The organism is Paenibacillus oryzisoli (assembly GCF_050467285.1).
Taxonomy (GTDB): Bacteria; Bacillota; Bacilli; order Paenibacillales; family NBRC-103111; genus Paenibacillus_E; species Paenibacillus_E oryzisoli_A.
Window position 1 is genome coordinate 196,740 of the sequence record NZ_JBCMUN010000014.1, and the last position, 20,417, is coordinate 217,156.

At 49.6% G+C, this 20,417-nt stretch carries 24 protein-coding genes and 1 riboswitch; of the genes, 15 read left to right on the top strand and 9 right to left on the bottom strand.

All coding sequences use genetic code 11. The features are described 5' to 3' along the window. Window positions 1-144: 144 nt before the first annotated feature. Genes ABE504_RS24040 through ABE504_RS24050 form a run of 3 tightly spaced genes read right to left on the bottom strand, consistent with a single transcriptional unit; the run spans window position 145 to window position 3,335 of the window. Window positions 145-390 (bottom strand): hypothetical protein, encoded by a 246-nt coding sequence (locus tag ABE504_RS24040; protein WP_430093630.1) that lies wholly within the window; start codon window positions 388-390, stop codon window positions 145-147. A 31-nt stretch (window positions 391-421) separates the two neighbouring features. Next, window positions 422-1,429 carry an HD-GYP domain-containing protein gene (locus ABE504_RS24045; protein ID WP_430093632.1) on the bottom strand — a complete coding sequence of 336 codons (1,008 nt, stop codon included), beginning with the start codon at window positions 1,427-1,429 and terminating at the stop codon, window positions 422-424. A gap of 37 nt (window positions 1,430-1,466) precedes the next feature. Beyond that, window positions 1,467-3,335: a DUF342 domain-containing protein gene (locus ABE504_RS24050; protein ID WP_430093634.1), complete on the bottom strand. Its 1,869-nt coding sequence runs from the start codon at window positions 3,333-3,335 to the stop codon at window positions 1,467-1,469. A gap of 148 nt (window positions 3,336-3,483) precedes the next feature. Further along, a riboswitch (cyclic di-GMP riboswitch) is annotated at window positions 3,484-3,574 on the bottom strand. Window positions 3,575-3,783: 209 nt separating this feature from the next. Here ABE504_RS24050 and ABE504_RS24055 point away from each other — a divergent pair. Together ABE504_RS24055 and ABE504_RS24060 are read left to right on the top strand one after the other, a co-directional pair. Continuing rightward, window positions 3,784-4,146 carry a helix-turn-helix domain-containing protein gene (locus ABE504_RS24055; RefSeq protein WP_430093637.1) on the top strand — a complete coding sequence of 121 codons (363 nt, stop codon included), beginning with the start codon at window positions 3,784-3,786 and terminating at the stop codon, window positions 4,144-4,146. Window positions 4,147-4,189: 43 nt separating this feature from the next. Further along, window positions 4,190-4,855 (top strand): hypothetical protein, encoded by a 666-nt coding sequence (locus ABE504_RS24060; protein ID WP_430093640.1) that lies wholly within the window; start codon window positions 4,190-4,192, stop codon window positions 4,853-4,855. Window positions 4,856-4,906: 51 nt separating this feature from the next. Here the strand turns inward: ABE504_RS24060 and ABE504_RS24065 are convergent, their stop codons facing one another. Then, the gene (locus ABE504_RS24065; protein ID WP_430093642.1) at window positions 4,907-5,836 is read right to left on the bottom strand and encodes a VOC family protein; all 930 of its coding nucleotides are present in this window, start codon (window positions 5,834-5,836) and stop codon (window positions 4,907-4,909) included. Window positions 5,837-5,994: 158 nt separating this feature from the next. Next, on the bottom strand, window positions 5,995-7,377 hold the full coding sequence (gdhA, locus tag ABE504_RS24070; RefSeq protein WP_430093643.1) for an NADP-specific glutamate dehydrogenase: 1,383 nt from the start codon (window positions 7,375-7,377) through the stop codon (window positions 5,995-5,997). 148 nt (window positions 7,378-7,525) lie between these two features. On the opposite strand from gdhA, the gene ABE504_RS24075 reads away from it, so the two are divergent. After that, window positions 7,526-8,428: a LysR family transcriptional regulator gene (locus ABE504_RS24075; protein WP_430093645.1), complete on the top strand. Its 903-nt coding sequence runs from the start codon at window positions 7,526-7,528 to the stop codon at window positions 8,426-8,428. A gap of 35 nt (window positions 8,429-8,463) precedes the next feature. Here ABE504_RS24075 and ABE504_RS24080 read toward each other — a convergent pair whose 3' ends face one another. Beyond that, a complete protein-coding gene (locus ABE504_RS24080; protein ID WP_430093648.1) occupies window positions 8,464-9,375 on the bottom strand; it encodes an SDR family oxidoreductase in 912 nt (303 codons plus the stop codon). 94 nt (window positions 9,376-9,469) lie between these two features. Here ABE504_RS24080 and ABE504_RS24085 point away from each other — a divergent pair, with 94 nt between their 5' ends. The 5 genes from ABE504_RS24085 (at window position 9,470) to ABE504_RS24105 (ending at window position 13,723) form a co-directional block, all read left to right on the top strand. Continuing rightward, on the top strand, window positions 9,470-10,432 hold the full coding sequence (locus ABE504_RS24085) for a helix-turn-helix transcriptional regulator (RefSeq protein ID WP_430093650.1): 963 nt from the start codon (window positions 9,470-9,472) through the stop codon (window positions 10,430-10,432). Between the two features lie 90 nt (window positions 10,433-10,522). Next, entirely contained in the window at window positions 10,523-10,945 is a 423-nt protein-coding gene (locus ABE504_RS24090) for a VOC family protein (RefSeq protein WP_430093652.1), read from the top strand. A 26-nt stretch (window positions 10,946-10,971) separates the two neighbouring features. Next, window positions 10,972-11,421, top strand: a complete 450-nt coding sequence (locus ABE504_RS24095; protein ID WP_430093655.1) for an SRPBCC domain-containing protein — start codon at window positions 10,972-10,974, stop codon at window positions 11,419-11,421. A 461-nt stretch (window positions 11,422-11,882) separates the two neighbouring features. Then, window positions 11,883-12,911 carry an ATP-binding cassette domain-containing protein gene (locus ABE504_RS24100; RefSeq protein WP_430093800.1) on the top strand — a complete coding sequence of 343 codons (1,029 nt, stop codon included), beginning with the start codon at window positions 11,883-11,885 and terminating at the stop codon, window positions 12,909-12,911. Further along, window positions 12,908-13,723, top strand: a complete 816-nt coding sequence (locus ABE504_RS24105) for an ABC transporter permease (protein ID WP_430093658.1) — start codon at window positions 12,908-12,910, stop codon at window positions 13,721-13,723. Before ABE504_RS24100 ends, ABE504_RS24105 begins: the two co-directional genes overlap by 4 nt. A 58-nt stretch (window positions 13,724-13,781) precedes the next feature. On the opposite strand, the gene ABE504_RS24110 is transcribed toward ABE504_RS24105, so the two are convergent. Then, on the bottom strand, window positions 13,782-14,207 hold the full coding sequence (locus ABE504_RS24110; protein ID WP_430093803.1) for a NucA/NucB deoxyribonuclease domain-containing protein: 426 nt from the start codon (window positions 14,205-14,207) through the stop codon (window positions 13,782-13,784). Between the two features lie 191 nt (window positions 14,208-14,398). Between ABE504_RS24110 and ABE504_RS24115 the strand changes: the two genes are divergently transcribed. The 4 genes from ABE504_RS24115 to ABE504_RS24130 all read left to right on the top strand — a co-directional run bounded on the left by ABE504_RS24115 (window position 14,399) and on the right by ABE504_RS24130 (window position 15,961). After that, window positions 14,399-14,557: a hypothetical protein gene (locus tag ABE504_RS24115; protein WP_056616564.1), complete on the top strand. Its 159-nt coding sequence runs from the start codon at window positions 14,399-14,401 to the stop codon at window positions 14,555-14,557. Window positions 14,558-14,688: 131 nt separating this feature from the next. Beyond that, on the top strand, window positions 14,689-15,228 hold the full coding sequence (locus ABE504_RS24120) for a cupin domain-containing protein (RefSeq protein ID WP_430093660.1): 540 nt from the start codon (window positions 14,689-14,691) through the stop codon (window positions 15,226-15,228). A 116-nt stretch (window positions 15,229-15,344) separates the two neighbouring features. Further along, window positions 15,345-15,593, top strand: coding sequence for a hypothetical protein (locus ABE504_RS24125; RefSeq protein WP_430093663.1), 249 nt, complete (start codon window positions 15,345-15,347; stop codon window positions 15,591-15,593). Window positions 15,594-15,607: 14 nt separating this feature from the next. Continuing rightward, window positions 15,608-15,961, top strand: coding sequence for a hypothetical protein (locus ABE504_RS24130; RefSeq protein ID WP_430093666.1), 354 nt, complete (start codon window positions 15,608-15,610; stop codon window positions 15,959-15,961). A 340-nt stretch (window positions 15,962-16,301) separates the two neighbouring features. Here ABE504_RS24130 and ABE504_RS24135 read toward each other — a convergent pair whose 3' ends face one another. Further along, complete coding sequence (locus ABE504_RS24135; RefSeq protein ID WP_430093669.1) at window positions 16,302-17,558, bottom strand: MFS transporter; 1,257 nt, start codon at window positions 17,556-17,558, stop codon at window positions 16,302-16,304. 1 nt (window position 17,559) lies between these two features. Beyond that, complete coding sequence (locus tag ABE504_RS24140; RefSeq protein ID WP_430093670.1) at window positions 17,560-18,009, bottom strand: MerR family transcriptional regulator; 450 nt, start codon at window positions 18,007-18,009, stop codon at window positions 17,560-17,562. Window positions 18,010-18,165: 156 nt separating this feature from the next. On the opposite strand from ABE504_RS24140, the gene ABE504_RS24145 reads away from it, so the two are divergent. The 3 genes from ABE504_RS24145 (at window position 18,166) to ABE504_RS24155 (ending at window position 20,357) form a co-directional block, all read left to right on the top strand. Next, window positions 18,166-18,570 (top strand): Rrf2 family transcriptional regulator, encoded by a 405-nt coding sequence (locus tag ABE504_RS24145; protein ID WP_430093672.1) that lies wholly within the window; start codon window positions 18,166-18,168, stop codon window positions 18,568-18,570. Between the two features lie 71 nt (window positions 18,571-18,641). After that, window positions 18,642-19,748: an AbrB family transcriptional regulator gene (locus ABE504_RS24150; RefSeq protein ID WP_430093675.1), complete on the top strand. Its 1,107-nt coding sequence runs from the start codon at window positions 18,642-18,644 to the stop codon at window positions 19,746-19,748. Window positions 19,749-19,775: 27 nt separating this feature from the next. Then, the gene (locus tag ABE504_RS24155; protein ID WP_430093678.1) at window positions 19,776-20,357 is read left to right on the top strand and encodes an isochorismatase family protein; all 582 of its coding nucleotides are present in this window, start codon (window positions 19,776-19,778) and stop codon (window positions 20,355-20,357) included. The last annotated feature ends 60 nt before the right edge of the window (window positions 20,358-20,417 follow it).

Sequence of the window (20,417 nt, forward strand, 5' to 3'; positions counted from 1 at the left end):
CTTGCAAACGCGACACGCACAAAAGAAAGCCTAGTCGTTGAGTTCGCTAGGCTTCTTCTGCGTTGCGTGAAGAAAACTGCGCTAAATGAATCTTGTGGGGTGACAGTGGATGATGTGTGTGGAGGGAATTAGGAGGAATAAGTATTAGATGTAAGAAACGCCATAATGGAAACTACCATCAGCGAACTCTTCCATCCATACAACGTGCCCTTGTACGGATATATCTTCGCCATGAATGTTGCCTGAAAACTGATAGATCATGTCTGAGGATATTGGCAAGCTCACTCCAAGCGAAATGGACAGCCCATCGGGACCAATATCCCAAACTTGAGTTACCGCGTATCTGACTGAAGCAGGCTTGCCCTTGATACTAACGATGGTTAATTCCATTTCTTTGCTCTCCATTAGATTCTCCGAATCATCAAACGATGCGTTCCAAATGGATCGATTGATTCTTACTTAAGTCAATATATCTGCCATTCACTTCAACAAGAGGATGAACGGGGTCATCAGAGCTGACCATTATAATTTTCGCTTCGTATCCGTTGGATAGAATAACCTTGCTCCCAATCAACATATCCATAATTCGTTTGATGAAACATAGCGTTGTTGAAGCCTCCAGCGCTCCATACGCATTCGCCGACATCTCTCGAAGAACCCTGTAAAATGGAACCGGGTTTTTATAAACACGCTTAGAGATCATGGCGTGGAAAACGTCGGCAACGGCAATGATTTTACTGTGCGGATCTATGTCATCCCCTTTCAGCCCATAGGGATATCCGCTGCCATCTTCGCGTTCATGATGTTGAAGCGCAACAAGTGCTTGCCTGTAGGGAATCCCCGTTGTGCATTTAATTAATTCATAACCATAAACCGTGTGATTTTTTATTTGAGCAAATTCTTCATCTGTTAATTTCTCCGGTTTGTTAATGATCCCGTTAGGTATTTTCACCTTTCCAATATCATGCAAGAAAGCTGCAGTCGTCAGTTCCCGCAGTTCTTGTTCATCAAGCCCCTTGGCTTTGCCAATTAATCTCGAAATAAGGGCAACTCCAATACTGTGTCTGTATGTATACTCATCATGCTGTTCCAAATGCGTCAAAATATGTTGTAGCTCTGGGTGCATACTCATGTCGGTTACAATAGGAATGATTCGCTCTTGAAGATGGTCAAAAGGAATTTGTTCAGTCGTTCGCACTTTATCGAAAACGATCTTGATTTCTTGGATTGAAGAATGAACAAGATGTTGAATCGACACATGTTCGACGTCATCCTCGTTTAACGTAATTTTTTGCTGAAGGAGCATTTCAATGTCTTTTCGTGTAAGATTCGATAATGCAGGGAGGACCAGTACGCCCAAGCTGTTATATATATTTTTGTTTACTCGAAAACCAACGTAATGATCGGGACTAAGACCGCTTTCATTCAAACGATTCACCTCTTTCTCGAACTGTATTTGTAAATCCTTAACTTCTTTTCCTCATAGTACTCGAGTCAAAGGTCTTATTTTCAACGATGTCATAAATGTCAGTACAGTATCTTCCAACGCATACTCGACCGGCATACATTTTTTTTACATTTATTTGCTTCTTTGCTTTAAGTAACGTATTCACCCCCGTTTGTCCGCCGACAATTTTTGCAGAGATAACCCCACCAGCTTCAAGCGTAGCACCTCGACAAACCGCAAGATCATGTTGAAAGAGAATGTTTCCAGCCGAGTATAAATCACTTAAAAGGACGCCATCCCGCTGAATGACGATATCTCCATTTGATTTTAGTTCACTGTTATGGCATTGGTTGATCAAGATTTGCACTTTCTCCTCCTGCATTCGTGCTACCTCTTGGTGCGTTTCACAAAGCAAGGCAAGGAAACTCTGAAAGAAGCTGTACGTAGCCGTTTCAAGCAGTTTTGCGGGTTGGAAAAATATTTGCGACATTTCCATCAGCTTTTGATATTCTTCCTTTTTTATATGTTGAATGTTTGAGATAACAGACAGCAACTCTTTAACAGCGACAGGCATCTCTTTTAATTTGCTTTCCATCAGTATGAGCACAATTTGCCCGAAACGAATGGTTTGTTGTCTCGACTCGAGGGCTTGTTCAAGCAATCTAGCGGCAGCCAGCAGCTTTTCGATATGCTCGCTTAATATTTTCGAGTAATTGTACAAACGATTGAACATAACGCCAAAATATCCCGAATACAATTTGCTTCCTAACACGTTTCCACATACATGAATACTGCCAGTTGCCGTAATCGTAGCATTGTAAACACTGCCATAAATATACACATTGCCTAGTGATTCAACGATCATGCTGTCCGTTACGTTCCCGTAAACGATAATATCTCCTGAAAAAACGATGTTTCCGGTTTCGATATTAACATCCCCCGGAACGATGTATGACGTCGAAATATCAAAAGTCTTAATGCTATTTCCAGTGATTCTTGGTCTGCCTTCTTTCTTTGCAATAATCTCTCCATTAGGGGTCAACTCAACATTCGATTTGACGACTACAAAAATATCTTTTGGAGGTACGGGCATGATGACATTGCCATAAACATCGTAGCCAGGAATTCCATCAACCATAGGAATCTTTCTTGCAATCCGGTCCCCTTTGTTTACAGAAGGAATCTGCAAATGATTTCGAAAATCAACAGAGCCCGCAATTTGGGAAAATTGCCGTTCAACCTGTTCTGAAAAGTAGACTTCCATTTGCGCATCTTTACCGGCAATCGCATCTTTTCCTTTTGCAACCAAAATAGGTCGATATGTCGGCTGCGCCAATTCTTGATGAATAGCAGCATAGTCCAAATTTGATCTAATGGATTTTTGCTCAAGTATCGCAATAACATCGCCCAAATGAACCGTCTCTAATATAGTATTTGTATCTTCTTCTGCTGTAAGGATAATGCGAGATAAGGGCTCTGTATTAACAAGTCGCAGTGCGTATCGTTCCTTAGAATATAGATGAAAATACGCGTGCAACTTATCATCGGTGACATGAATATTAAATAGGGCCTTTTCAGTAATGTCCCAATGAATGTGATCCGATGAAGAAACTGTGGCTTCCGATTCAACTTCAACATCATTAATGATTAATTTGACAGGAGCAATTACGCTAATGATGGGCAATTTCCCGCCATCTATGGGGTCATGAACGATAATTTTACGCTCTTTTACTTGTGCCCAGCCATCCTGCATTAATGTACGTTCATGTACTTCTCCATTTTCTTCTGCATCTCTCTTCTTTTCAGTTACTGTGTCAACGTCAAGTTCCTCTAGATCGAGTTGCTTGATTAGAAGTGTCAATTCATTTTCAGTAATCTGTTTTTTCATTGAAAACATTCCTCCGAAATATGTCGAACAGCGTCTATTCCATTCATCTTTTCCATGTTATGATCAATAATAAGCAAGTCGGGGCTTTTCTCCCCCTTAAAAAAACAAAAACATCATCCGAATGGATGATGTCGAAATGGACATCTAATTCGGCGGCTTGGCGACCATAGAGCACAACAACTCTCCTTAGGTCCATAGCTTTGCGTCCCTTTCTTTCAAAAGGTTTGCCTTTATCGATAGGATAGAATTTTCATAACGGTAGGTATTTATGACTATCTAGAATAATCTAAAACACCTATTTACTTATAATATCACATTAATTATATTCACAGAACGCAAACTTTTCAATAGTTTGTCACATAATGGTGAATTATTCCAGCGATTTGTAAGTTATATACTTATAAGGAAAATTTCGAGTGTAATTTTGTAAATAGGAGGCACGGGAACCATGACGTTTCAAGAACGATTGCGGCTCGCAAGAAAGAAGAAAAAAATGACAATGGAACAGGTTGCAGAACAAATTGGCGTAGCCAAAAGCACCTATGCCAATTATGAGTTAGGCTATCGGGAACCAAGTGTCGCAACCATACAATCACTTTCTGTCGTCCTAGAAACCTCCGTTGATTATTTACTAGGTGTTACAAACAGTGAGCATTCGAATCATCTTGAAACGAACGCAAAGATCTTATTGCAAAATGAGCAACTACATTGGGACGGAATTAAATTAGAAGAAGAGGATTTAAAATCGATTCGGGATTTTTTGGAGCATGTTGTTAGTGGAAGGATAAAAAAGCAATCCTCAACATCCTGATGATGAAAGAGATATAACACGCATGATCTGATAGGAGTACGAGATGGATACCGAAGAGAATGACTCAAAACCTTTATCTGAAAGCAATATCGTACATATCAATACTCATTTCCTCACAAAGCAAATCAAACTTCTATTAAAAACCTTAAACCCTCAAATCAAAAGTTCTAACTTAAATGCACATTTCTATCAATTAATTCAAACCTTGATTACACAATCTGAGTTTCTAACGTTCGACCTTCAAATAAAGATGAAAAATATATGTATAGACCTTGAAAAATGCATCTTGAATTCAAAGGTATCCATCGTTTTCTTCGACTATACGGAACAAAGGGTTACACATTTCGTTGCTCCAAGTTTTACCGAAACTCTCCAAAACTTTCTTCTTCAGTATAATCAGTCAAATCAAAAAATGAGCACACTGCTTGACTACAAGATTCGGGTTAGTAATATTTCCAAAGATAGCAGATGGATACCTTATTATCATCACTTCGAAAAGCTTGGAGTAACATCATGTTGGACAATCCCCATTTACAGAACTCCGCAGATTATATGTGCATTCGCCATCTACACGAGCACTTACAAAAATCCCATTAGCAAAGAACTCCATTATATTGATGAGAAAAAGCATTATTTCAATGAATTGATCTGTGCGTATCCCGCTGATTTCACTTCGCATTGGATGAAGGGGGCCGCCAGAACGGACTAAAAGCTTTGGTTTCCAGCGGCGCAAATGCTGTTACGGCAGTCAGGGCTGCGACTACCTCTCTATATACACCTTTTGTAATTCCGCGATGTCGAACTTCTTCATCTTCAAGAACGCTTCCGTGACGCGGGCGCGCTGTTCTTGAGAACCCTCGGTCAGCATCTTGTCCATTGCCACGTGAGAAATCTGCCAGGAAACACCGAATTGATCTTTGACCCAGCCGCATTGCTCCGCCTCAGGCACGTGGGAAAGCTTCTCCCAATAGTAGTCAATCTCCTCCTGCGACTCACATTGAACGAGAAGTGAAACAGCTTCATTGAATTGAAACTTGTGTTCGTACGCGCTGTCCATCGCCGTAAACCAGGTATTCTCGAGCATAAAATCGGAGAACATCACCGTTCCTTCTTGATCCGGTCCTGGGCCAGGGCCATACCGTAGAAGAGTGCCAGGTTTGGAATTCCGGAAAACCGACAGATAGAACTCACGGGCCGCCTCCGCCTTTCCGCAGTTGCTTCCTACAAATAACATAGAAGGGATAATCGCAGGACGCGGCTCTCCTTCAGGATTCGTCAGCATAAGCTGCCAGGAGACACCGTATTTGTCCTGGATCCAGCCATACTTTTTACTGAACGGATACTCGCCAAGCGGCATCAGGGCCATCCCTCCATCGGACAGCTTGTTCCATACTTCATCGAGCATTTCCGCCACATGGCTGTCCCGAGATGGATCGAAATTGACGATAAAGGAGATTGTAGGATTGATCTTAAAGTGCGGGCCGGCAGAGATAGCCATAAACGGCTGACCCCAGACTTCGAACGATACCAAGTCACACTCTCCTGAAGGTGTTTCATACAAAACCGTAGAGCTAGTGATGTGGGAATTCGGAAATACAGCGCAATAGAACTCCGCGGCTTCTTTCGCTTCCTTGTCAAACCACAGATGCGGCGTGATCGATGGCTTGCCTTGCTGGACATCAGTTGTCAAAACGAGTTCCTCCCTTGGAATAAAGTTTCTTCCTTATTTTAACATAGAATCGGATAAATACAAACAAACGTTCTTTTCTTCACAAAAAAAACCGCCTCAATACACCTTCGTTCTTCTGAACAAGGGCATATCAAAGCGGTATAAGCTACTTATAACTCCTAGATTCCTTGCGCGATCATCGCATCCGCAACCCGGACAAAGCCGGCAATGTTGGCGCCGACAACCAGGTTGCCGGGAATGCCGTATTTTTCAGAGGCTTCGACACACTCGCGATAAATATTGTGCATAATCGTATGCAGCTTCGCATCGACTTCTTCCATGGTCCATGACAACCGTGCGCTGTTTTGTGCCATTTCCAAAGCGGAGACGGCTACGCCGCCGGCATTTGCTGCTTTCGCAGGAGCAAACAGCACTTTATTTTCCAAGAAAATATCGATCGCTTCTAAAGTAGAAGGCATGTTGGCTCCCTCGCCGACAGCTTTTACGCCATTGCGGACAAGCAGTGCAGCGGACGCTTTGTCGATCTCGTTTTGGGTTGCGCATGGCAGCGCAATATCGCAAGGAATCGTCCAGATCCCGGAACAGCCTGCTGTATAGACGGCATCTGGATGTTCAAGGACATAATCGGAGCAGCGTTTGTTCTCTACTTCCTTCAAGCGTTTAAGTGTTTCCAGATTAATCCCGGATTTATGATAAATATAGCCGCTGGAATCGCTGCAAGCCACGACTTTAGCGCCAAGTTGCTCAGCTTTTTCAATCGCATAGATCGATACGTTGCCCGATCCGGATACGACGACTGTGCTGCCTTCAAAACCGAGGTGCCCTGCGTTCTTGAGCATTTCATCCACAAAATAAACACATCCATAACCTGTTGCTTCTTTCCGGCCCAAGCTGCCGCCATAACCGATGCCTTTACCGGTTAGAACGCCTGCTTCGTGCGCCCCGACCATCTTTTTGTATTGCCCAAACATAAAGCCGATTTCTCTCGCACCGACACCGATATCGCCTGCTGGAACATCCGTATCTGCGCCAATGTGCTTGCTAAGCTCCGTCATAAAGCTTTGGCAAAAACGCATGATCTCCAGGTCCGATTTGCCTTTCGGATCAAAGTCCGCACCGCCTTTGCCGCCGCCAATCGCTTGGCCAGTCAAAGAGTTCTTAAGAATTTGCTCAAAACCCAGAAATTTAATGATACTTGCGTTAACCGAAGGATGGAATCTTAAGCCGCCTTTGTAAGGCCCGATCGCGTTGCTAAATTGAACACGAAATCCACGATTCACTCTAACCTTTCCTTGATCATCCGTCCAAGGAACCCGGAACGAGATGATGCGGTCTGGCTCGACCAAGCGATCGAGAATGGCGTGCTGAATGTACTTGGGATTTTGGGCAAGTGCAGGAACGAGCGAGATGAATACTTCTTGAACAGCTTGATGAAATTCAATTTCATTGGGGTTGCGCTTTTTGACTGTCTCAAATAAAGCATTGACGTAATTCTGTGCATCTTCCGCGTGCGTTTGTTCGATTTCTTGTAGTAGACTCATGGGTAGACTCCTTTATATGTTAAAATTGCGAATAACCATTTCTCTTTTTCTGCCTATTAGTATAATATTATTATTTAATAATTGATCGCTTCAATATTCAGATAAGATAAAGTTAATGCGTTTTGCGCATGAATAGGAGGTGAGTCCCTTGGAAATCAGGCAAATGCGGTACTTTTTGGAGGTTGCGAAGCGGGAACATGTGACGGAAGCCGCCAACGCCTTGCATGTCGCGCAGTCGTCGGTGAGCCGGCAATTGTTCAATTTGGAAAGTGAGCTAGGGGTCGATCTGTTTATTCGCGAAGGTCGGAGGGTTAAATTAACGCCGATCGGAAGGGTTTTTCTAGCGCGGGTCGAGCAAGTACTGAAGATGATCAACGAAGCCGAGATCGAAGTGAAGGAATATTTGGAGCCGGAAAAAGGCGTCGTCCGCATTGCGTTTCCCATCAGCCTGGCCGCCCATGTGCTGCCGACGGCGATCTACGCCTTTCGCAAAAAATATCCGGAAGCCAAATTCCAGATGAGGCAAGCCTCCTATCGGGATTTGATTGATGGCGTGATCAACGGCGAATTCAATCTTGCGATGATTGCACCCTTGCCCGAAGAGGAGAAAAAAATCAAACAAAAACTGCTGTTTACTGAGCAAATTGTTGCCCTGCTGCCCTTAAACCACCGGCTTGCCGGGCGCTCCAGCATCCAGCTGCGAGAGCTCAAGGATGACCCGTTTGTAACGCTGCCTGAGGGGACGATTTTTCGGAAAATCGTGTTGAATGCTTGCAGGGCACTTGGAATTACACCGCATATCGCTTTCGAAGGCGACGATATTGATGCGTTGAAAGGGTTGGTTTCGGCGGGACTTGGCGTAGCACTCATGCCTGAGGTCACCTTGGTGGACAACATCCCGCATTCGACGGTAAAAATACCGATCGTTGATCCCGACGTGACGCGAACGATCGGAATCATCTGCCCGACGCAGCGCAAACTGCTGCCTACGGAGCAATTATTTTTCCAGTTTTTGTCTGGTTTTTATAAGGAGTTGTCGTTTAAAAAGTAAAGCCCGCAGGGAAACACCCCACAGGCTCATCTTGTTTACTTGTATCCGCGAACGTCCGCGGGTTTGTCTGCCTCGACGACCTCGACCAGATACCGCATGCAATCCGGCCGAGAGCCGTCGACATCCGTGAAGCCGTACACTTGTGCAAGCCCGCCGCTGGACAGAGATTGACCGTTCCAACGCCCGACTTCGGGATCTCCCGCTAGCGCGGCGACCGCGCGCCCTACAAACCGCGGTGTCTCCGAGATCACAAAATGCGGCTCATCGGCCGTCGCATCCCGCCAGGTGGCCTCCGTCACCTTAAAATGCTCGAGCATGATTTCCGAGCGCATCCATCCCGGCGTCAAGGCAACCGCCGTACAGCCATGAGGCTGCACTTCTTGGGCCAAGGCCCAAGCCAAGCGCGCAATGGACGTTTTCGCTTGATCGTAGAACACCGAGATCCGGTAATGCGTCTGATTGTATTCGGCGGTGCCGTCCGTCATTTCGATGATGAGTCCATTCTTGTTCTTAATCAGCAGCGGCAGCGCATAGTGGCTTGTGATGATATGCGTATCGATGGCCAGTCTCAGCATGCGCAAGCCCTTTTCCAACGAGTGCTCCCAGATCGGGACGTTCCACTCCGCCAAATACTCGGCGCCCCAAATATCGTTGACGAGAATGTCGAGTCGCCCCTGCTCTTGCTCGATCCGCTTCACCAAAGCTTCCACCTGCTCGGGCACCAGATGGTCGACCTGAACGGCAATCCCTTGCCCGCCAGCTTGCGTAACAAGCTCTGCGGTCTCTTCAATCGTCTCCGGCCGATTGTACTCGGAGCGCGCCGCGCGTGTGGTCCTCCCCGTGACATAGACCGTTGCCCCGGCTGCTCCCAGTTCGATGGCGATGCCTCGACCGGCTCCCCGCGTCGCGCCTGCGACCAGAGCGATTTTGCCTTGTAAAGGTTTCATTCCAATAACGCCTCCTCATTTTGAATCTTGTCTCATTGTACGCTATAATGACGTCATCTTTTGTCATATATGAATCAGAAAAAAGGTGATCCTTATGAGAGCTGATCGGCTCGTGCGCATTATGGTGCTGCTTCAAAATAACGGCCGAATGACGACCCGGGAGCTGTCTCGCGCGCTGGAAGTGTCCCATCGAACGATTCTGCGCGATATGGATGCGCTTAGCTCATCGGGCATCCCTGTTGTAGCCGACCGCGGCAAAACAGGCGGATGGCGGTTGATGGACCATTTTCGAAGTCAATTGAGCGGTCTGAAGCTGGACGAGATGAAAACCTTGTTCATCCTGCCCTCTGAGAGCATGCTGGAGGATCTCGGCGTTCAAACCTTTGGCATAGGCACCCGGCAGAAGCTGCTGGCCGCCTTGCCGAGTGCAACGAAGTCGGAAGCGCGCCATTTTTTAGAAAAAATCTATATCGATACCGGTACATGGAAGCCCGCCTCAGATAAAAGCAAAGCTTTAACCATTGTTCAGGAAGCGCTGTGGGCGGACCGCAAGCTCAAGCTGGTCTACCAAAAAGCCGACGGCACCTCTTCCTCCATCACCGTAAGCCCGCTGGGATTAGTCCTGAAAGGGAGCGTGTGGTACCTCGTCGCGTTGAATGAACAAGAGGAATATCGCAATTATCGTGTATCGCGAATTGTTCAGGTAGAGGCAGCTTCCGAAGGTTTTGCAAGGCCGGAAAGCTTTCATCTGGCTGAGTACTGGAAGATGAGCAAGCTCGCTTTTTCGGAATCGCTGCCCGTCTTTCATGTGAAAGTTGTCGCTGCACCCGAAGTCGTAAGCCGGATGACGTTTACGGATAAGTTCATCGTAAAGGTTACGGAGCAAGCAAGACCAGATGACGGTATGCTGGACATCACGTTGAGCTTCCATACGGAGCAAGAAGCCGTCCAATATGTACTTGGGTTCGGAGGCGCCGTGAAACTGATAGAACCCTCGCGCTTGATCCCCCTCATTGTTCAACAAGCCCTTGCCGTGATCGGCATGTACCACTCATAGATTCGCGATGCAGGAGGCTTGCTCCTTGGCGGACTTTGGACCCTTATGCTAGAATGGAAAAAAGTAGAAACGAAGGAGGCTTGCGCTATTATGAAACCGCGTATCACCGTGCTTACGCTGGGCGTAGACGATTTGGAGCGGTCGCTCCGCTTCTATCGCGATGGGCTGGGACTGCCCACGGAAGGCATTATCGGCCAGGAATTCGAGCATGGCGCTGTTGTCTTTTTCGACCTTCATCAGGGTCTAAAGCTCGCACTTTGGAACCGCCGCGATCTCGCTCACGAAGCGAAAGTGCCTTTAATGGCGCCAAGCGCAACGGAAATGACGATCGGCCATAACGTCAGCAGCAAAGCGGAAGTCGACAACGTCATGGCGCAAGCCCGCCAAGCGGGAGCGGTCATCATCGATCCGGCTCATGAAACGTTTTGGGGCGGGTATGGCGGACATTTTCAGGATCCGGACGGGCATTTATGGGAAGTTGTCTGGAATCCGGCATGGGAGAACGCGGATTAAAGCATAGAGGGAAAGCAGGGATTCGCATGACAGCCAATTCGGAAGCGCAAGCAGGTAAAATTGTCGGTAAAACGGCCGCCGCCGGTTTTCAGATCGGGGTTCGACGGACGCTGCCGATTTCCCCCGAGCAAATGTGGTCTTTTCTCACGTCGTCGGAAGGACTGGCGTTATGGCTGGGACAATTCCCTGAACCGCTGACGATTGGAGTTGGAGAGCCTTTCGCATCCAGCCAGGGCCTGACCGGGAAATTCACGGTCGTGAAACCCGCGTTGCAAGTGAGGCTCAAATGGCAAAAGCCCGAGTGGTCCAAACCGTCCACGCTGCAAATTCGTCTGCTCTCCGACCGACCGGATAAGACGACAATTGCTTTTCATCAGGAGCATCTGGATAGCGCCGAAACACGGGAAAGCATGAAACTGCTCTGGGAAGACGTGCTGCAAGCCATCGAGCATAAAGTGAAGTTGATAGACGGCTAGAAAGATAATAGACATGTGGATATGAACACAGTCCTTGCGGCTGTGTTTTTTGCATGAAAGCGCAAGTTGGAAGGAGTGATGGCTTCGTTTCGTTCCTTCTCCAAGTGTGGGATCTCACCTGCAAAATATACAGGTAATTTCCCCGTTAAGGACCAAAATACCAAAAATCCTGCAAAACCTACAGCAAAATTGCGCGATCTGGGATTTTTTCCTGATATACCGGTGTGTAAGCGACAATTTACCTGTATGAAATGCAGGATTCTTCACAAAACTCGCCTAATTTTCTAAATTTGATGTAAGAAATGCAGTTAATCAAACTCCGCGATAGAATCGCTCCTTGCCGCCAACATATACGCCCTCCATCAACGAAGCCCAAGTCGCTCAATTATTGTCCCCCGTTTATATTCAGTTTAAAAATGTACGTTACGATCTCCTTATCAATTCGAGCAGGAGGAACAATGATGGAACTTCAAAAGAAAAAAGCACTGGCACCGAATAACGGCGACCTGGCCGTTGAAGCACGCGGGCTAGTCAAAGTATTCGGCGACAACCGCGCCGTCGACGGTGTCGACTTGAACGTACGCGCCGGTTCGATCTACGGCGTGCTCGGCCCCAACGGCGCCGGCAAAACCACGACGATCCGCATGCTGGCGACGCTGCTGCGGCCGGACAGCGGCTCGGCCCGCATTTTCGGGCACGATGTGGTGAAGGAGTCCCAGATCGTGCGCCAATTGATCGGGGTCACCGGCCAATACGCCTCGGTCGACGAATCGCTGAGTGCGACCGAGAATCTGATTATTTTCTCCCGGCTGCTCGGACTTGGCCGGGCGGAAGCCAAACGCAAGTCTGCGGAGCTGCTTGAGGAATTCGGCTTGACGGAAGCCGCGAAGCGTCCGCTCAAAAACTTCTCCGGCGGGATGCGCCGCCGCCTGGATCTCGCGGCGAGTCTGATCGCGCAGCCGCCGCTGATCTTCCTCGACGAGCCGACGACGGGGCTCGACCCGCGCACGCGCTCGCAGATGTGGGACACGATCCGCAGGCTCGTGAACACAGGCTCGACGGTGCTGCTCACGACGCAGTACCTCGAAGAGGCGGATCAGCTCGCAGATCGGATCGCCGTGATTGACCGCGGCCACGTCGTCGCGGAAGGCACGGCCGACGAGCTGAAAGCGTCCGTCGGCACCTCGTCGTTGCATCTGCGCGTGGAAAGCCCGCTGGATATTGTCGCGGCGAGAGAAACCGTCGAGCGCATCCTGAACGTGCCGTCCACCGTCACCGCGGAAGCGGCCAAAATTACGGCGCCGATGGCGGACGCCGATCTGGTCACCGACCTGCTGATCGCCCTGCGTGAAAAAGGCATCAAGCTCTCGGAAATGAGCGTGCAGAAACCGACGCTGGATGAGGTCTTTTTAACCATCACAGGCCATGGCGTCGAGAAGGATTCCGCAAACAGTCAAGCATCAAAAGAAATGGAGGCTGCCCAAGCATGAGCCAATCCGCTATGAAATCCGGTGCTGCCGGACCACTGAAGAACCATACCAGCATCCGGCAAACGATCCGCAATTCGTTCACCATGGCGTATCGGGGTATTTTAAAAATCCGCCGCACGCCCGAGCAGCTGTTTGACGTGACACTGCAGCCGATCATTTTCACCTTGATGTTCACTTATATTTTCGGTGGTGCCATCTCAGGCGATGTCGCCAGTTATCTGCCCGTCATTATCCCCGGCATTCTCGTGCAAACCGTCATCGGCACTTCTATTGTGACCGGCGTACAGCTCCGAGAGGATATGGACAAAGGCGTCTTTGACCGCTTCAAATCGCTGCCGATCGCCCGAATAGCTCCGCTTGCCGGGGCGCTGCTAGCGGATACAGTTCGTTACACCATCGCAACCGTGCTGACGTTCATCATGGGCTACATCATGGGCTTCCGGCCTGCAGGCGGCATCGAATTCGTGGCGCTGTCCGGTCTGCTCGTCATTTTCTGCTCGTGGTCCGTTTCCTGGATCTTCGCTTTCTTCGGCGTCATCGCCCGTACGGCATCCAGTGTCCAAGGGATTTCGATGCTGGTTCTGTTCCCGCTGACTTTCCTGTCCAATGCGTTCGTGCCGGTAGAAACGATGCCGAATTGGCTGCAATTTTTCGTAAAAATCAACCCGATCTCGCACGTCGTCTCCGCCGTCCGACAGCTGACCAGCTCCGGCACCGTAGGTTCGGATCTTGTGATTTCCCTGATCGGCGCCATCATCATTGTCGCCATCTTCGCCCCTATCACTGTGCGTGCCTACATGCGCCGCACCTAATGAAAAAATCCCTCTCGTGAACATGAACCATTCGTTCTTGTCCGCAAGAGGGATTTTTTCATTTCACAATGATTTTCACCCTTGTGCCGTTCGGATACGGCTCCAATTGATTCGAAATCCAGGAGCCCGCGCCCCGATTATCCGACGGTGTGACATACTCTATATCCGCACCCGCGCCGCCCTCGGCGCACATCGCCATGGGCCATTCGTCGCGGTCGTAGCCTTTTTTGGTCGGAATCCCTTTTAACGATAAATCCCGATTGTGCTCTGCGCCTTCCCGATTAATCGTGCATTCCGACGATTCTCCCCGCTCAATCGCCGACTTGATGTGCTCACCGGTTTCCGGATAACGATCCTTAGGGAACACCAGCGTCACGACATTGCCTTGCTCGATCGCAGGCTGATTCTGATTCGTCCCGAACTCGGAACGCACCCAGTAAACCGCCACGATCAGAATGATCACAAGCAGAAGCCATCCGGGCATTTTCACACGCAAACGCACACGCTTCAACGCATCTCGCCTCCTCATCTCGCTGTCTTTTTCATTATACTTCCAGAACAGGAGTTCGCCAAGTCTGTCTTCATCGCCAAATGAATCGGTATGTCGGTATGAGAAACGTCCTCCTGCGGCAAACTAACCTGTCTTGCCAAACTTCAACCTAAGGAGTGTTGTTCATGCGTGAAGGATTGATACCCGCTGTATTAGGAACCGTCGTTTCTGCATCCGGTGCGACAATGCTGAAAAGCAAGTATAAGCTTCTTGGCGTCGGGGTACTCGGCTTTGGTGTAGCCCATGTGATTCTCGGGGCCATCGACCTCGTCGAGCACCGCTAAGTTTTGGTGGGATTGCGTTTCAACGGATTGTCGCTCCTTTGCCTGATCGGCTGCGGGAGTGGCAATCTTTTTCATTGGATTGTTTCCCGCGGGAAAATCTATTATAATTGTGCGATTACGAGATTAAAGGAATGAATAATCGCATGTTGATGACGAAACCCGACTACTGGATCGCCAAGCTTGACCTTGAAGCGCATCCCGAAGGCGGCTACTACAAGAGAACGTACCAAGCTGAGGAACGCATAACGGATCGGGAGTTGTCCGTGCAATTCAAGGGCACCCGACTGCTGTATACGAGCATTTACTTTTTGCTAGAGTCCAAGGATGTCTCTCATTTTCACCGCTTACAATCGGACGAGCTCTGGTACTATCATGCCGGTAGTCCGCTTACGATTCACGTCATTCACCCGGACGGCGTCTACGAAAAGGTCAAGCTCGGACTCGACCTCGAGCACGGCGAGCGCCCGCAGTACGTCGTGCCGAAAAATTCGATTTTCGGCTCTTCCGTAATGGAACCGGACACCTTCTCGCTTGTCGGCTGCATGGTGTCGCCGGGCTTTGATTTTCAGGATTTCGAATTGTTTGCGAAAGAACAATTGCTCGGTTGGTACCCGCAGCACCGCGAGATTATCGAAAAGCTCGCGTACGACCGGGTGCCTGTGATGGTTTAGAAGTTTACAGCTTGGCTTCGTGCGAAGTATACTGAAGGAAAGACGAAGAACGTCCTGCACACCCATGTTAATTCATGGGGGCAGGGCGTTTTTTTATTTTCAGAGGAGGAACTTTGATGGAATTTGAATTAGCGCATGAAGCATTTGTGAAGAAGCATGTGGAAGCGAGATCCGGGGAGCGCAAAGGGCGGCTCGAACGCGGGCATCGGGAGGCTGAAAAGCTTTTCTGCCGTGAGGTTGGTGGCCGCTGCGGGGGCAGTTCGACAACCTTCATCCGGAATTCGAAGTACTGGATTGGCGCGGTCGTTCATTTTTTTGTCCCCACGTTCGTGACATGGACAGGCAATCTTATTGTTATGAGCTGAATCGGGAAACGTTTTTGACCGCCATGGGGTACCGCGTTATTTCCTTCGCCTACGATGACGTGGCGCATCGGCCAGAACTTTGTGTATCGCTTTTGCGCATGGTGCTGAGCTACTTTCAAGCTGACGGCACGCCGCAACAACTTCAGGAAGCCGTTGAACGCGAAGCACTCCGTTTAGCTTACCGGCTTGCCCGCCCCTTACGCCCGATTGATGTCGAACAACATCTTCACGTCGGTCACCGCACCGCAGTCAAAACACTTCAGTCGCTTTGCTCCAAATCGTTACTCTCCCCCGTGGCAGGACCCGGCGGTAAACATGTTGTTCGTTATGAGCTCCGCCAGCTTGCGAGGAAAGGGTTGTGGCTGTAGTGAGCGAGAGGTACAGCTTTGAGTATGAGCGGGTGGCGTATAGACAAATTAGTGTTTGCGGTATGCGGAAATGCCTGCGATAAGGCAGGAATTTGCTGCTACAGAGGCCGTTTGAAGCAGAATGCCTGCGAAAAAGCAGGCTTCTGGGCTATATTCAGGCTGCCTGGGCTCATTCTCAAAAAATAACTGCCTTATCGCAGGCTTTCCTCAAAATCGAAGCTAGTATCGTAAAATTCCTGCCTTTTTGCAGGAATGCGACTCTTGCTGGGAGGAATGCGGTTCATGCTAGCCAAAATACCTCCATAGGCTTCATCTTGCCCATGGAGGTATGTGCGTGTAATTAATGGCCGCCGGCGTGATCGACGTGCTGCAGGTGCTTTTTGTTCAGCCAGATGACGATCACGGCTAGCACGACGAAGCCGCCGCCGATATAGAACGGCGCATGGAAATTGAACCATTCCGCGAATTTCACGGAAAAGTAAGGGGCCAGCGCGCCGCCGATGAAGCGCAGGAAGCTGTACGCCGCGGAAGCGGTTGGACGCTCGACAGGCGCGGCGTTCATAACAGCTGTCGTAATGAGCGTATTGTTGTTGCCGAGGAACAGACCGGCTGCAATAACCATCGTTACGACAACCGCTTTTTCCGTCGTCCAATAGCCCATCGCAAACAAGGTAACGGCGAAGAGCAGTAATTGAATGCACATCGCTTTAATCGTGCCTTGTTTCTTTTGCAGCGTCGGTGCTGTAAACACGGAGGTAAAAGCCAAACATAGCCCCCACCCCAGGAACACGTAGCCGAGCCCGTGCACATCCATATGATGCAGATGGCCGAGCACTAACGCCGCGTACACCAGCAGGGTGAAGAAACCGAAGTTATACAGCATCGCACCCAACCCGAAAACAAGGAGCGAACGGTGCTTCAACGCGCGGAACGGGTCGAGCAAAGAAGCTTTTTTCTTCGGCACGCCGGCTGCAGCCGTTGGCGCGTTAGCAACTGCCGTTTTACGAGGCATCATAAAGAAAATTGCGCAGAAGGCGATCACCATCAAGCAGGCAACGCCGTAGAACGGCGCCCGCCAGGAGATGGCGCCCAGCTCGCCGCCGAGCAGAGGCCCTACGGAAATGCCGAGACCGACGGCAACTTCGAATAAAATAATCGATTTCGCCACACCCGCACGGGAGAGGGAAACGAGTCCGGACAATGCTGTTGCCACGAAAAAGGCATTCCCTAGGCCCCAACCTGCGCGAAGCCAGGCTATTTCCGTAACGCTGCTTGCGTTACCGGCAAGCGCCGAGAATAAAGCGATAAGGACGATCCCGCTAAGGAGCATATTTTTGATCCCCAGCTTGGATGAAATAACACCTGTCACCAGCATGGCGACGGCCATCACAGCATTATAACTTGTAAAAAGCATCGTCAATTGGCTGTCTGATGCATGCAATTGATCCTTCATCATCGGCAGAATCGGATCGACGAGGCCGAGCCCCATGAACGCGATAATACTCGCGAAAGCGATCGCCCAAACGGCCATCGGTTGATTGAACATAGACGTGCTGCGCGGTTGCAGCGATCCCGAAGATTTTTGTGCGACTGACATGTTAGTTAGAATCTCCTTTTCTAGGTGTAGTTTGCAGCTGGACAAGTCCGTTCTCAATCCGCGTCGTCATCTGATCCAGCTCTTTGCGGAATTCTTTCAAAGTCTCCAGCTTCTGATCGACCATTTCGATCTGTTGAGATACAATGCGCTTCATTTCCAGCAGTTCCTGCTTCTTCTGCTCTTGATCTTCGACATTCAAATACGTTTGCCGATGATTGAGCAGTTCCTCACGGATGGCAACGAATTCCTGGATTTCCTGAAGGGTGTAGCCCAAGACATCGCGTGCCTTCATAATCTGCTGCAACCGCTCGATATGCTGCCGTGTATAGAGCCGCATGCCTCCTTCGCTTCGCTCCGGCGCCATGAGCAGCCCAATCTCTTCCCAATAGCGAATCGTGCGTTTCGTCAAACCGCATTCTTTTGCCACATCATCAATTTTAAAAGTATCCATGTGTAACTCCCTTCCGCTCAGCATTTGCTACGTTTTTAATATTAACTCGATTTAACGTTAACGTCAACGTAAACTTTCGCTCATGGTTTGCTTCCTCAGCTAATTTGTGCTAAAATCAGCACATATATTAACTACACAAAGGCAGGTCGATCCCGCTTGGCACAATTAAAAAGGTTCGGCTTCGGCCTGCAAGCGCTGATCGTGCTTGCCATCCATCCCGACGAGCAGCTGTCCAGCTCGGAAATGGCGGATCAGATCCGCTGCGAGCCGACGGCGCTTCGTAAAATTTTATCCCAATTGCGCGAGGCGGATATGATTGAAGTAAGGCAAGGCCGAACAGGCGGCTACCAGCTCGCCAGACGTCCGGATCAAATTACGCTTATGCAGATCTATGCTGCGCTCCATGATGAGGAACCGATCTGGGATCGCATGCTGGATACGACGGGTGACCATCTTTTCGGTCAAAAGGTCAATCACGCTTTTCAACAGCTCATGGGCGATATTAATACGCAGGTAACGCAGATTCTCGGCACATATACATTAGCGAACCTGATTGAGTAAATTTTTTTCACCTAAATTGTGCAAATTAATTCACAGTTTATTTACAAATAGGAAAGAAGGTGCTCCTTGCCATGAGCCCCAGAATTCAGCAAGCGGTCAAAGTTCTGACCTCCCTCGCTACTGCACTGCTTGGCGGCTATGTATTCCGCTTGCTGCACATCCCCATCCCCTGGATGCTGGGACCGATGATCGCCGTCCTGATCGGCTCAAGCATTTTCAAAGACCGTTATCGCTGGCCTGGGCAGTTCCGCAATGTCGCTTTGGGCATCGTCGGTTACACGATCGGCCTTTCCCTAACCGCTGCCGCGCTGCATCAAATGGCCATTCAACTGCCCTCTATGATCGGGATGACCGTGCTCTTGATGCTGTTATGCGGCTCGCTCGCCTATCTGGTTTCCAAGCTGTCCGGCGTCAACTTCAAAACGTCGCTGCTCGGCAGCATTCCAGGCGGACTGACGCAAATGGTCATTTTAGCGGAAGAGACCGAGGGCATTAACCTAACGATCGTCACGATTACACAGGTGATCAGGCTCATGATGATCGTAGTATGTGTTCCGCTGCTCGTGTTTAGTCCAATCATGGGGAACCATAGATCCGACGTGGCGGCGGCGGTCGCCTCTGCATCCTCCTCCGCGACGTGGAGCGGCTTGTTCCCGAACATTTTGCTGTTCGCCGCGGTAAGTGCCGCTTGCGCCCTGCTGGGCGATCGGATCAAATTTCCGACCGCATTTTTCCTGGGGCCGGCTCTCGGCACAGCCGCCTTGCAGCTGCTTGGCGTGCACGGTCCGCCGCTGCCATCCCTCCTCATCTGCGCCGCGCAGGTGATGATCGGTGTTAACGTCGGCCTGATGCTAAAGCCCGGCCAGCTCGATCGCAAGCTCCAAACGATTTCGCTCGCGATCGTCTCCGGCCTTTTGTTGGTCATCGGCTCCTTCGGACTCAGCGCCTTGTTCGCGAGCTTACAGCCGGTCACCCAGTCAACCGCCCTGCTCAGCCTGGCTCCCGGCGGGATGGATCAAATGGGCATTATCGCCCATGAAATCGGCGCCGATCTCTCGATTGTTGCGGGCTATCAGGTGTTTCGAACGTTCTTTATTTTCTTTGCGGTGCCGCCGCTTCTGCGGTTGTTTTTTAAATATAGTGCTTCCCAACGGGCGCCTCGTAAAAACGCAACTTAAATCTATCGTAAACGGAGGAATTCACCCATGAACCCGATTCAACTCGATTTTCAAAAAACAGCGCTAGTCATCATCGACCTGCAAAAAGGCATCACCCGCATCCCTGGCGCGCAGACCGTTATTGATAAAGTCGCGCCGATTGTCAGCCTTTTTCGGGAACAGGGCGGCTTTATCACCTTTGTCAATGTCGATTTCCTGGATGGCCGCGATCGCTTGGCGCCTATCACCGATCTCCCTGCAGCAAGCGGCGCGCCTTCGCTCCCCGCAGATTGGGCGGAGTTCGTGCCGGAGCTTGGCGTGACCAAAGGCGACCATATCGTCACGAAGCGCAATTGGGGCGCCTTCTTCGGCACCGACCTGGACGTGCAGCTGCGCCGCCGCGGCATCGATACGATTGTGCTGTGCGGTATCTCCACCAACATCGGCGTTGAGACGACGGCGCGCGAAGCGTTCCAGCACGGCTATAATCAGATTTTTATCACCGACGGCATGATAAGCACTGCGCAAGAAGAGCACGACGCGACGTGCAAATTCATCTTCCCGCGGATCGGCAGAAGCAGAACCTCTGAGCAATTCCTTGCGGAAGTTGCTGAGAATGCGGCGAAATAAGAACGCAAGGCTGCACGCGTCTATACAAAGCTGCCAGGAAGTCGAATTTTCGGCTTTCCG

Coding starts and splice junctions, on each gene's coding strand:
- ABE504_RS24040 (WP_430093630.1), bottom strand. CDS start 390: ATGGAATTAACCATCGTTAGTATCAAGGGCAAGCCTGCTTCAGTCAGA.
- ABE504_RS24050 (WP_430093634.1), bottom strand. CDS start 3,335: ATGAAAAAACAGATTACTGAAAATGAATTGACACTTCTAATCAAGCAA.
- ABE504_RS24055 (WP_430093637.1), top strand. CDS start 3,784: ATGACGTTTCAAGAACGATTGCGGCTCGCAAGAAAGAAGAAAAAAATG.
- ABE504_RS24060 (WP_430093640.1), top strand. CDS start 4,190: ATGGATACCGAAGAGAATGACTCAAAACCTTTATCTGAAAGCAATATC.
- gdhA (WP_430093643.1), bottom strand. CDS start 7,377: ATGAGTCTACTACAAGAAATCGAACAAACGCACGCGGAAGATGCACAG.
- ABE504_RS24080 (WP_430093648.1), bottom strand. CDS start 9,375: ATGAAACCTTTACAAGGCAAAATCGCTCTGGTCGCAGGCGCGACGCGG.
- ABE504_RS24085 (WP_430093650.1), top strand. CDS start 9,470: ATGAGAGCTGATCGGCTCGTGCGCATTATGGTGCTGCTTCAAAATAAC.
- ABE504_RS24090 (WP_430093652.1), top strand. CDS start 10,523: ATGAAACCGCGTATCACCGTGCTTACGCTGGGCGTAGACGATTTGGAG.
- ABE504_RS24095 (WP_430093655.1), top strand. CDS start 10,972: ATGACAGCCAATTCGGAAGCGCAAGCAGGTAAAATTGTCGGTAAAACG.
- ABE504_RS24100 (WP_430093800.1), top strand. CDS start 11,883: ATGGAACTTCAAAAGAAAAAAGCACTGGCACCGAATAACGGCGACCTG.
- ABE504_RS24105 (WP_430093658.1), top strand. CDS start 12,908: ATGAGCCAATCCGCTATGAAATCCGGTGCTGCCGGACCACTGAAGAAC.
- ABE504_RS24110 (WP_430093803.1), bottom strand. CDS start 14,207: ATGCCCGGATGGCTTCTGCTTGTGATCATTCTGATCGTGGCGGTTTAC.
- ABE504_RS24115 (WP_056616564.1), top strand. CDS start 14,399: ATGCGTGAAGGATTGATACCCGCTGTATTAGGAACCGTCGTTTCTGCA.
- ABE504_RS24120 (WP_430093660.1), top strand. CDS start 14,689: ATGAATAATCGCATGTTGATGACGAAACCCGACTACTGGATCGCCAAG.
- ABE504_RS24125 (WP_430093663.1), top strand. CDS start 15,345: ATGGAATTTGAATTAGCGCATGAAGCATTTGTGAAGAAGCATGTGGAA.
- ABE504_RS24135 (WP_430093669.1), bottom strand. CDS start 17,558: ATGTCAGTCGCACAAAAATCTTCGGGATCGCTGCAACCGCGCAGCACG.
- ABE504_RS24140 (WP_430093670.1), bottom strand. CDS start 18,009: ATGGATACTTTTAAAATTGATGATGTGGCAAAAGAATGCGGTTTGACG.
- ABE504_RS24150 (WP_430093675.1), top strand. CDS start 18,642: ATGAGCCCCAGAATTCAGCAAGCGGTCAAAGTTCTGACCTCCCTCGCT.
- ABE504_RS24155 (WP_430093678.1), top strand. CDS start 19,776: ATGAACCCGATTCAACTCGATTTTCAAAAAACAGCGCTAGTCATCATC.